5 protein-coding genes are annotated in these 12,915 nt (G+C 43.4%); all 5 read right to left on the bottom strand.

Translation table 11 applies throughout. From position 1 onward, the window contains the following. Positions 1–141: 141 nt before the first annotated feature. On the bottom strand, positions 142–2,502 hold the full coding sequence (locus tag HYN43_RS05790; RefSeq protein WP_119408550.1) for an ABC transporter permease: 2,361 nt from the start codon (positions 2,500–2,502) through the stop codon (positions 142–144). 111 nt (positions 2,503–2,613) lie between these two features. Then, positions 2,614–5,034 carry an ABC transporter permease gene (locus HYN43_RS05785; protein ID WP_119408549.1) on the bottom strand — a complete coding sequence of 807 codons (2,421 nt, stop codon included), beginning with the start codon at positions 5,032–5,034 and terminating at the stop codon, positions 2,614–2,616. A gap of 326 nt (positions 5,035–5,360) precedes the next feature. Then, entirely contained in the window at positions 5,361–7,760 is a 2,400-nt protein-coding gene (locus tag HYN43_RS05780; RefSeq protein WP_119408548.1) for an ABC transporter permease, read from the bottom strand. An 89-nt stretch (positions 7,761–7,849) separates the two neighbouring features. Next, positions 7,850–10,318, bottom strand: coding sequence for an ABC transporter permease (locus HYN43_RS05775; RefSeq protein WP_119408547.1), 2,469 nt, complete (start codon positions 10,316–10,318; stop codon positions 7,850–7,852). 123 nt (positions 10,319–10,441) lie between these two features. Continuing rightward, positions 10,442–12,868 (bottom strand): ABC transporter permease, encoded by a 2,427-nt coding sequence (locus tag HYN43_RS05770; RefSeq protein WP_119408546.1) that lies wholly within the window; start codon positions 12,866–12,868, stop codon positions 10,442–10,444. Between the last annotated feature and the right edge of the window lie 47 nt (positions 12,869–12,915).

Below are 12,915 nucleotides of genomic sequence, written 5' to 3'. Positions count from 1 at the left end.
GTCATTTTGCTGCGCGTCATTGGGTCATTTGCTTTGCGTCATTGAGTCATTAAGTCATTTTGCTGCACACGTCATTAGGTCATTAAGTCATTTTTGTTTTGCGCCCTGCAACAATGACTTAATGACCTAATGACTCAATGACTATTCACTTCTAAGGCTTTTAACCGGGTTACTCAGCGCTGCTTTTACAGCCTGGAAGCTTACCGTTGCCAATGCTATTACAATTGCGGCAATCCCCGCGGCTGCAAATACCCACCAATGTACCGTAACACGATACTGGTAATTTTGCAGCCAGTTATTGGCTGCATACCAGGCCACCGGGAAAGCGATGAGGCACGAAATTGCCGCCAGCTTTAAAAAATCGCGCGATAGCAATCCTGTTAAACCGGCTACCGATGCACCAAGCACCTTGCGAATCCCGATTTCCTTGATCCGGCGTTCGGCGGTATACGCAGCCAGGCCAAACAGGCCGAGGCATGATATCATAATGGCCAACGAAGCGAATACACCTGCCAGTTTGCCGGTTAGGTTTTCGGTTTTAAACAGCTGATCGAAATCGGCATCTACAAACTTATAATCGAAGGGGTAGCCCGGGTTGGCGCGTTTATAAACGGCTTCAGCTTTAGCCAGCGCATCTGTTAAATTAACGCCCTGTTTAAAGCGGATGGTTAATACGTTGTTGTTTTGGGGATGGCTAAACAGCATGAGCGGTGCGCCCGAAACATACATATCGTTGTACAGGAAATCTTTAATAATGCCGGCTACCTGGAACCTGGCACCGCCGCCATCCCTGATAATGCCGCCTACATGACCGGCTTTACCCATTTGCTTGGCAAAAGCTTCGTTAATTATTACGTTGTTACTATCCGGTTTGGCGTTTGCATAAAAATCACGACCGGCAAGCAGTTTCATATTCATGGTTGATACAAACTGCGGGCTCACATTTTCAATAGTGATCAATGGGTTTTTGGATGGATCTTTGCCATCCCATGTATAGTTATCGGTATTGCTCCAAATTTGCAATACATCGTATTCGCTTAATGAGGCATCGGCCACAACACCGGTTTGTTTCAGTTCGGCATTTACAGCAGCGAAATGATCGGTTATTTTGCCTTTGGTATCAACATAAACAAGATTATCCTTGTCATAACCCATTTTACGGCTTTTTACATGCTGAATTTGCTGGTAGATAATTACAGTACCGATAATAAGGATGATAGACACGGAGAACTGGATCACCACCAAACTTTGCCTGATAAAGCCGGCGCCGGTTGCCGATGGCAATTTGATATTTTTCAATACCGATATCGGGTTAAACGACGACAGGTAAAATGCCGGGTAACTCCCGGCCAACAAACCGGTAACCAAACCTATCGACAGTAAATAAAATAAGTGCAAAGGTTGCAGCAGATCGATATCCAACTCCTTCTGTACCATATTATTGAAGGTTGGCAAGGCGGCGTACACCAAAAGTACAGCTACAATTACAGCTATAAATGCCATAATCACAGCCTCGCCTATAAACTGTGCTACCAGCTTGCCTTTGCCGGCACCCATCACCTTACGCACGCCAACTTCTTTGGCCCGTTTCTCAGACCGGGCGGTAGACAGGTTCATGAAATTGATGCAGGCAATGATAAGGATGATAAATGCGATCGCCGAAAACAGGCGCACATACTCAATCCGGCCGCCATCCATTTTGCCATCCGTAAATTTATCGCGCAGGTTCCAATCGTTCATGGCAAAAAGGAAGGACACGGTATTGTTGCCTTCTTTTTTAGAGCCGATGTAATGCTCCAGTTTTTTATTTACCGCGTTAATATCTGCCGATGGTTCCAACTCTACATAAGTACGCGCCCAGTTGGCCCCCCAGTTCTGCATCCACGGCTGCATGTGGTCGATATTTTTTAATGGGGCTAACCATTGGGTTTGAAAAGTTGAGTTTTTAGGCAGATCGGCAAATACACCTGTTACAGTAAACTCCCGCTCATTATTCATTTTTAAAGTTTTGCCGATGGGGTTGGCATCACCAAAAAACTTTTTAGCCATGGTAGTACTGATCACTACCGAATGCAACTCGCGAAAAGCATTATTTTCATCGCCCTGCACAAAAGGCAGTTTCAGCATTGAAAAAATTTGCGGATCGGCGTATGAACCATCTTCGTTAATCACCTTATCACCCAAAGCAAACACAGCCTTATCCGAACCCGCGGTGCGCGCCGCATTTTTAATACCCGGAATTTCGGCACGCAAAGCCTCGGCCATAGGCCCGGGCGTGGCCCTAAAGGTTGAGGTTTTACCATCATAGGTTTGATTTTCAAACACCGTGTACAGGTTATCCCGCTTCACAAAGTTGTGATTGAAGGTAAGCTCATCCTGCACCCACAAAAATATCATCGAAGCGCAAGCCACGCCGATAGCCAGCCCGACGATATTTAAAAAGCTGTAAGCCCGGTTTTTCATCAGGCCCCTTACGGTGGTTTTTATGTAATTTCCTATCATGGTTGAAGGTTCATTGGTTCAGTTGTTCATTAGTTCATTCTTTGCAAACTGCCTACTGCTACTGCAAACTGCCTATTGCTACTGCAAACTGCCTACTGCTACTGCAAACTGCTACTCACTTCTCAGGCTTTTAACCGGGTTGGCCAGCGCGGCTTTAACGGCTTTGTAGCCTACGGTTACCCAGGCTATTACCAGCGATGATACTATGGCTAATAAAAAGATCCAGGCACTCATCGAGATGCGGTAAACAAAATTTTGCAGCCAGCCGTTCATAATGTACCAGGCAGCAGGCATGGCAATGATAAACGAGATGCCGATAAGCACCATAAACTCTTTCGAGAACAGGAATACGATACTGCTTACCGATGCGCCTAACACCTTGCGGATGCCTACTTCTTTAGTGCGTTGCACAGCCATAAATGATACCAGCCCGTATAAGCCAAGACATGAAATGAAGATGGCTATGCCGGCAAACACTTTGTATACCAATGCCATTTTATTTTCCTGCTCGTAAAACTGGGCTATTCTCTCATCCAGAAAGTAACCGTTGTAGGCGTACTCGGGATAAGTGTTTTCCCACAGTTTTTGTAGTTCTGCTACGGTTTTGCTAAGGTTGGCAGTTTCTATTTTGATGCCTAACTGCCCTTGGTAACCTTTAGCGGGTGCGATAACGATGGGCTTAATGGCATCACGGAGCGAATTGGTTTTAAAATCTTTCAAAACGCCTACTATGGGTTTCCAATGACCGCCACCTAATCTTACCATTTTACCAATGGCCTGCTCCGGGTTTTGGATGCCTAATTTGTGAATAAAGGTTTCGTTAACCACATATTGTTTAACGGTATCACTAACATCGTAACCTTTACCGGCGGCGAATTTTAAGCCGTAGGTTTTAAAGTAATCAGCATCGCCAAACTTCATAAAGGTACTGAAGCCGATATCCTTGTTCGAGTTATTGAAGTAAAAATTGGTGCCCCAGTTATTATCCGACGATGGTACATCCGAAGAAAAACTAACGGCCTTAACACTTTTGTTTTGAAGCAACTGGTATTTAAACGATTCCATTTTGCCCAGGCTTACGCTATCAGTATAACCGGGGATAATGAGTAGTGCACTTTTGTTGAAGCCGAGATCGGCATTGTTTACAAAATCCATCTGGTTTACGGCTACTATGGTGCCGATGATGAGTAGTTGCGAAATAGCAAATTGGGCAATTACCAATGCCCGGCGCAATGGGATGCCCCCTATTGATGCCGCTGTGATCTTATTTTTTAATGCCAGCACCGGTTTGAAACCCGATACTACCAGGGCCGGATAAACGCCCGATAACAAAATAATCGTCACCGTACTTACCAACAAAAACAACACGCTGCCGGTACTTAACAAAGCGATATTTTCCGGAACATTGGCAACATTTTTTAACTGTGGGATAGCGAATTTAGCAGCGCCAATGGCAAATAATGTCGAAATAATGACGATGATAGTAGTTTCGCCAATTACCTGCAAAATAAGCTGCGGACGGGTACTGCCCAGTACTTTACGGATACCAACCTCTTTTGAGCGACCAACGGATTGAGCCGTAGAAAGGTTGATAAAATTGATAGATGCCATAATAATAATGAGCAACCCGATGAACGACAGTGTGCGCAGGGTGGCCATACTGGTGCTATGATCGCCCAGCGGGTTACCTATCACCTTATCAAAGTGCATATCGCCCAGCGGCTGCGGCACAAGGCTTCTTTCTGAGTTGTTATCTTTTTTGAAGTGTTTGGCAGAGAAGGTTTTGAATTGTGCATCGATATTTGCTTTGCTCATGCCCGGAGGGAACAGCATAAAGATTTCGTGACTGCTGCTGGTAGAATGCCAGTCTTCATTATAATCGTAGGCTTTGGCATGTTGTTTCCAGGTAACAAAAGATACCATCACCTTGAACGGAAAATCACTGTTAGATGGAGCATCTTCAACCACACCGGCTACTTTCAGGGTTAAAACATTGTCCATTCGCAGGGTTTTACCCATGGCGTTGTTCCAATCGCCAAAGTACTTGGTGGCGGTGGTTTTGTCAATCACCACCATATCAGGATTGGCCAATGCCGATGCGCTGCCTGCCAGCCATTTGTAACTGAAAATATCAAAAAACTGCGGCTGGAGGAATAACACGCCAATACCCTCGGTAAATTTTTTATCGCCGGTGTTGCTGCCGGCCGCTTCGGGTACGGTTATAAGGCTGCCATAGCTGCTATTTAAAGCAGCAACCTTAGCCTGCGGAAAATCTAAACGTAAAGCCTCCGTAGCCGGAACAGCTACACCAGGGTTTGTAGTGGTTTCCGCTTCAGATTTGCCCTGCGTAGTAATACGGTATATATTTTTAAAATTGGGGTTATAGGTATTAAAACTCAGTTCGAACTGGATGATAACAAAAATGAGCAAACAGGCGGCTATGCCAACAGTTAAGCCGGCAATGTTTATAGCAGAATAACCTTTATGACGGATAATATTGCGCCAGGCTATTTTGAAGTAGTTTTTCAGCATATCGAATTGTGATTTTCGATAGTAATGTAAAACCTATACCAAAATAACAATCATCTGATTATCAAATATTTAAATCAAATTAAAATATCCAGGTGTTCGTAAGTGTAACACCATGTGTACGGTATTGATACAGTGGTTTTAGTGGTTAGAGACAGGAGGTTAGAGGTTAGAGGTTAGAGGTTAGAGGTTAGAGGTTAGAGGTTAGAGGGGAATGCCTTTTTATCGGCTTTGCTTTAAAACAATTAAAAAAGCCCTTGCAACTTAAACAATGCAAGGGCTTTTTCCTAACCACCGGTCTCTAAACTCTAATCACTTGAACACGACCTCTAATCACCACTCCTCAAACTCCTCGCCGGGTTGGCCAGCGCCGCTTTGATGGATTGGATACTTACCGTTAACAGCGCTACCAACAAAGCCACGATAGCAGCCACGGCGAAGATCCACCACGAAATATTGATGCGATAGGCAAAATCCTGCAGCCACTTATTCATCATGTACCAGGCAACCGGGAAGGCAATGAGGTTGGCTATCAATACAGTTTTCAAAAAATCGGCAGAAAGCAGCCTGATAATGCTTTGCACACTTGCGCCCAGCACTTTGCGGATGCCTATCTCTTTTACACGTTGCTCGGCGGCAAAGGCTACCAGCCCAAGCAATCCCATTGCCGAAATTACAATAGCAATTGTAGCAAAAGATGCTATCAGCGTAGATGAGCGTTGTTCCGCATGGTAAAGTTTGTTATAACCATCATCGATAAAGCTGTATTCAAAAGGTTGTTCGGGTACAAATTTGTTCCATACATTTTGGGCTATTTTTATAGCTGCTGCGGTGTTGCCGGGCGTTGTTTTAATATAAAAACTGCGTGCCCAGTCAGTATGATTATTAATAACCATGGGGCCAATTTTTTCGTGAAGACTCCTGAAATTAAAATCTTTAACCACCCCTGCAACTACACCTGAGTCGCCGTTAAATTTAAACCGCTGGCCAATTACAGGTTGATGAATACCCAACTGTTTTACTGCCGTTTCGTTCAGAATTACATTATGCTGATCGCTGCCTGTTTTACTGAACCAGTGCCCGTCCTGCATTTTCAGGCCCAGGATATGCTGAAAATTTTCGTCGGCCGATATTGTTGCAACCGAAGGTTTATAATCGTCTGGCCTCCCCTCCCAATCCATAGATCCCGACACTTTATTACTGTTGTTAAAAAAAGCATCGTTTGCCGAGCGGGACACCTCGCCTATGGCGCTTTGTTGCTTCAGTTCATTCATGATGCTCCTTAATTTGGGCTCCCGCACTTTATCGTCAAAACCAAGCACCTGCCATGGTATGCTCATTACAAAAACGTGCTCGCGGTTATACCCCAGATCAGCCTTTTGCACAAAGTTAAGCTGGCGGTAAATAATCATTGTGCTGATAATGAGCATTACTGAAATAGCAAATTGTAAAACAACCAGCGTTTTGCGGATGGCTCCATCTTTAAAATTTAAAACAGCCCTGCCTTTAAAAGCGGTTAGCGGCTTAAATGATGATAAAAGAATAGCCGGGTATAAGCCATTAAACACAAAGCAAACCACCAGCGTACCTAATAATAGCAACCAGGTTGTAACAGATGCCAGGGGCTGCACAAAATGCTTTTCAGTAACCTCATTAAACCAAGGCAAACATAATTGAATAAATAAAATGGCAAATGACAATGCCAGAAAACTTACTACCAACGATTCGGACATGAACTGGCCGAAAAGCTGCCCTCTGCCTGCACCCACAATTTTGCGCACACTTACCTCTTTTGCACGTACACTTGATCGTGCCGTAGTTAAATTAACATAATTGATACACGCAGTGGCTACAAGTAAAAAGGCAAGAATGAGGAATATATTAACCAGTTTTAAATTACCTTTCTCAAATGATGTGCTTAACAAACCTGTTTCAAAATGCATCTCTCTAAGGCCAATCACACTCATGGTGGTGTTTTCACTCCCCTTGTTATTTTTCCTGATGATATCGGTTAGTTTTTTGCCAACATCTTTAACATTTATACCGGGTTGTAGCTTCAAAAACGTAAGACCGCTATAATTGCCCCATTCGGCCGACTGCTGTTTTTCATGAGGATTACTCAATTTGGCTTCAACCGGGATCAGCATATCGTACTGAAAACTTGAGTTTGCCGGATTATCTTTAACTACTGCCTGCACCTGGTAATTCATGCTGTCAACCCTTAATGTTTTACCTACCGCTTCGCCATCACCAAAATACTTTTTTGCTGTTGATTGAGTTAAGATCAAACTAAACGGGTTTTTAGAAAAGCTTTCGGCACTGCCAGCCACGAAATCATAATGAAAAACCTTAAACCAATTGGCATCTATAAAGGCATACTTTTTCTCGGTTATCAGTTGATTATCGTGGTGTACCGTTATCATATAACCAGGCCATAAAAATGTATAATTCTTTATACCCGGAATCTCTTGTTTGGCAGCAGGTCCCAGCAAATAAGGTGATGACTCCCAATCCCAAACTTCAGTTTTGGTTAAGGTAAGTTTTGTTTTTATGCGGTATATATTATCTACATCCTTATGGTAATTATCAAAACTGTACTCGTTTTGCACCCAAAGCATTATAAATACCGCCGCGGTAATGCCAACGGTAAGCCCGGCAATATTGATAAACGCTGTTGTACGGTGTTTAATTAAATTACGAAACGCTACTTTAAAATAATTTTTTAACATGTTGGTTCATTAGTTCAATGGTTCATTAGTTCATTAGCAAGTAAACTTCCTGCCGCCACTGCAAACTGCTTACTGCCACTGCAAACTGCCTACTCGCTTCTCAGGCTTTTTGTCGGATTAGCCAGTGCGGCTTTGATTGTTTGGAAGCTTGAGGTGATTAGCGCCGTTAGTAACATTCCGCCGCCGCTTACCACGAAAATCCACCAGCTTATTGATGTTCTGTCGGCAAAAGTTTGCATCCATTTGTTCATGGCATACCAGGCTACCGGGGTTACCAGTATAAAGGCAAGGGCAATGAGCATTACCAGTTCGCGGGACAGCAGGGTTACTATCTGCCCTACAGTAGCGCCAAGCACTTTGCGCACGCCTATCTCTTTGGTGCGCTGGTTGGTATTGTATATCGCCAAACCCAATAAACCAAGGCAACTAATAAATATAGATAAACCGGTTGACCAGGTTAACAAGGTTGAAGTATGCTGTTCCGAATCGTAAAGTTTGGCTATACTTTCATCAAAAAAATTGTATTCAAAATCATCTTCAGGATAAATTTCTTTCCAGGCTTTTTCCATCTGGGCAATGGCGGTTTTCCACTCGTTACCACCCGCGGTTTGCGGTTTAAGCGCTATGTGGAAAGTGCCGTTATTGTAAAAAGCATTGCTGATGTGGATACAGGTAGGTTTTATAGCTGCATGCAACGATTCGGAATAAAAATCGGCCACTACGCCGATGATCTGCATCCGTTTATCGCCGTTAAACTTATCGATGTATTTGCCCACCGCATCAGCCGGATTTTTAAAACCTATCAGTTTTGCATAGGTGTTGTTAATTAAAAACGCCCTTGTGCTATCGCCATATTGCAAATTACGCCCGGCCAGAAGCTTTATTTTGTACACATGGATATAATTAGGATCGCCGTATTTTTCGTACAGCTCAATCTTGGTTTCCTTTTTTCCATCAATATAAGTAGCCTCGGTAGAGTTGGTACTTGTTGATGATGGTGCAGCTTTCCCTGCGCTTATCAGCTCAACCTGGGGGATAGCTTTTAGCCTGTTCATAAACACCTGGTTTTTACTCAACGTACGGTTTTTCCAGGGTGAATTGACAATGACGATAGCATCTTTTTTAAAACCTAAATCTTTGGTAAGTGCATAATGGATTTGCTTGCTCACCAGTACGGTAGCCATTATAAAAAACTGGGCTATAACAAACTGCGTAACGGTTAATGATTTACGCAACCATGAGTTGCGTGTTTTACTACTGTTTGATGCAGCCTGGTTTTTAAGCACCAGCACAGGTTTGTAACCGGATAACAAAGCAGCCGGATAAAAACCGGATAGCAGGCTCACCACAATGGTAAGGATCAGCAGGAATACGAAAAGGCTTGGATGATGAAACAGGTCGAATTCGATTCCCGCAGCAATAAAATCTTTAAATAACTTTAAAATAACCGGCGCCAAAGCCACCGAGATTATCACGGCAAACAGGGTTATTAAAAAAGTTTCGCTTAAAAACTGGGTAACCAGTTGTGCGCGGCTGCTTCCCATGGTTTTACGCACGCCGATTTCTTTGGCCCTTTGCGTAGCCTGCGCCGTAGTTAAATTAACAAAGTTGATGCAGCCCAACAGTAACAAGAATGCCGCGATAGCTAATAAGCCGTAAAGCGTAGTTTTATTTGCAGGATTGCCCGAATCAAACGTGCCGTAAATATTATTAAAGTGAATATCGCTTAAGGGCTGCAAAGTAAAATTACGGGTATTACCCTTGTTTTCCGGTTTCGGCGGGTTATTCTTCTTCAACAATTCATTCAGCTGCTTTTCAAAACCGGATTTGGTTGCATTGGGAGATAGCTTCACAAACAGGATAGACGACGAGGTGGTACCTCCCCAATTGGTAAGTGACAGTTCTTCGGCAAGGGCTTTGTTATCTTTTGCTGATGAGTACGAAACAAAATCGTGAAAAGTAAAGTCGTTATTTCCTTTTAATGGTTCTACAATACCGGTAACGGCCGCGCTAAGGGTATCATAAGTGATTACCCGGCCTATCATCTCGTTGTATGAAAGTTTAGGGAAGTATTTTTTTGCCTGATCTGCCGTTAACACCGTTTGATTCGGCGCGTTCAGGGCGGTTTTTTCCGCACCTGCAAGCCAGTTATATTTAAACATTTTAAAATAACGTCCATCGGCAAGGATCACATTATCCTGTAATTTGAATTTAACGGGCACGCCCCCTTTTCCCGGAACAAGTACATTAGGCTGGCTCAGGGTAAAAAACGGCGCGGTTAATTCAACACCGCTTACATTATTCCGCACAGCCTCTGGTACGGGGCCTGATACGCCGCGGTTATGCGCTTCCTCGCCCGAGAAAGTATAATTGGATACTACGCGGTAAATCCGGTCGCTATCATCAAAATTTTGGTTAAACGTAAAATCGTAATGCACAATAAGGTATATCACCAACGCCGAACTGATGCCGATAGATAAACCGATTACGTTGATGAACGTAAAAAATTTGTGCCGCCAAAAATTGCGCAGAGCAATTTTAAAATAGTTTTTAAACATCTTATTTGGTCATTAAGTCATTGAGTCATTTGCTTCGCGTCATTCAATCATTAAGTCACTTTTTGCTCTGCGCCAATCAAAAAATGACTTAATGACGCGAAGTAAATGACCTAATGACCCGATCTATTCAGATCGCAGGCTTTTAACCGGGTTTGCCAGCGCAGCTTTTATTGATTGATAGCTGATGGTTGCAAAAGCTATAATAAGCGCTATCACACCAGCCATTACAAACACCCACCATTGGATGCTTACCCTGAAGGCAAAATCAAGCAGCCATTTGTTCATAGCGTACCAGGCAATGGGCAGGGCTATCACAGCCGCCACAATTACCAGCTTCAGGAAATCTTTTGATAGCTCGGTAACTATTTGCGGGATACTGGCCCCCAATACTTTGCGCACACCAATTTCTTTTACCCTTTGTGATATGGTAAAAGCCGAAAGCCCAAACAAGCCTAAGCAGGCGATGAATATCGCCAGGCAGGAGAATATGGTGAACAGGTTGCCCTGCTGCTGCTCGGCATTGTATAGTTTTTGAAAGCGCTCATCCAAAAAACTGTATTCAAAAGGAGATTCGGGTTGATATTTTTTCCAGGTTTGTTCGAGGGTTGCTATTGCCGAATTGATATTGCTGCCGTTAATTTTAACCGATACCCGGCCGTAATTGTTATTTGCAAACGACGGCATCTCCATCAGCAAGGGAATGATGTTTTGATGCAGCGATTCGAAATGAAAATCACTTACCACACCTATTACCTTGCCTTTTGTATTACCATAGCCCATATCCCTGCCGATAGCATTTTCGGGGGTTTTCCAGCCTAACACCTGTACAGCAGCTTCGTTAATTACAAAATTATTGCTGTCGGTAGCAAAATCGCGACTGAAATTTCGGCCCGCCACCATTTTGATGCCGTATGTTGGGATGAAGCCATAATCAGTATTCAGGCATTTGATGTCAGCCTTAACGGGCAGCGGTTTATCACCATCAAAAACAGAAGCCCCCTGATCATCCAGTAATCTGCCTGATGGAATGCGCGACGAGCGGCCAATTTCTTTGATAGCCGGGTTACGCAGCACATCGGCCCTGAAGGCTTCAAACTGGTTAGCCGGAATTCCCTTTATGGTAACCAAATGGTCTTTATTAAAACCAAGCGATTTATTCTGGATATACCTTAACTGCTGAAAAACGATGGTTGTGGCAACAATCAGGATTATAGAAATAGAAAACTGAACCACCACCAATACCTGGCGGAACGATAAGTTACCCGAGCCAACTTTAAGAATGCCTTTTAAAACTTTGATCGGCTTAAAGGAAGCCATAAAGATAGCCGGATAAACGCCGCTCAATAATCCGATAACTAAAGGCAACGTTAGTACCGCTATTAAGATTAACGGGCTGAACAAACTGCTAACAGATAAGCCCAGGTCTGAAAGTTGATTGATTAACGGCAACAAAGCCCAGGTAAGCAGCAATGCCAACACCAACGAAAAATAAGTAACCAACACCGATTCGCTTAAAAACTGGGTGATGATCTCTTTTTGCTGCGCACCTATCACCTTGCGAATGCCAATCTCTTTGGCTCTTAAGGTTGACCGGGCGGTAGACAGGTTCATGTAATTGATACAGGCTATCAGTAAAATAAACAAAGCGATGGCCGAAAATATATATACCCTTGTAATGTCCCCATTCTGTTCTACCTCATCATCCAAATGCGAATGCAAATGGATATCCAGGAATTTCTGGATATGCAGTTGTGTAAATTTTGATTGCTTAAAGTTGGCCGGTTGCCCCGGGAAACGCATGTATTTATCAATAAAAGCCGGAAACTGAGCCACAATCCGGTCCATATTGTAATTATCGGGCATCAGCAGGTAAGTAAAAAACGAGTTGTTTCCCCAGTTGGTTTGCAAAGCATTGCGGCCGTAAACCTTATCATCATTAAGGGTATTGAATGAAAGCAGCATTTGCGGGTGCATTTGCGAATTTGCCGGGAAAGGTTTGAAAATACCGGTAACCTTAAAATTGGCGGTATTATCCAGCCTGATCTCTTTGTTTATCGGGTCTTCGTTGCCGAAGTATTTGCGGGCCATATCTTCGGTCATCATAACGGTATAAGGCTCGCTGAGGGCGATTTTAGGATCGCCGGCCACTGTTTTGAGATCGAAAAACTTTAAAAAGTTTTCGTCGGCAAAATACGATCCCTTTTCGGTAAGCAGTTTCTCCTTGTAACGTAAAACCACATCCCCGTTAGGAAACAAGCGGGTAACCATTTTAATATCCGGAAACTCATTTTTAAGCAGCGGACCAAATGGCGGCGCCACAGCACCCAAGTGCAGGTTAACCACACCATCGCCGGTATTAAAACTGCGGCTTACACGGTAAATATTGGGCGCGTTATGGTTAAACTTATCATAACTCAGCTCTTTAACTATGTAAGTTAAAATAAGCAGGCAACAGGTTAACCCAATGGTTAAACCAAATATGTTGATGAACGAGATAAATTTGTGCCGGGCAATATTGCGAAAAGCACTCCGTAGGTAATTCTTTATCATAGCTTATATCATTGAGTCATTTGGTCATTAAGTCATTTTTTTCTTTG

This window comes from Mucilaginibacter celer, assembly GCF_003576455.2.
Taxonomy (GTDB): Bacteria; Bacteroidota; Bacteroidia; order Sphingobacteriales; family Sphingobacteriaceae; genus Mucilaginibacter; species Mucilaginibacter celer.
Note: the sequence above shows the minus strand (reverse complement) of the source record. Positions and strands in the feature narration are given on the sequence as shown.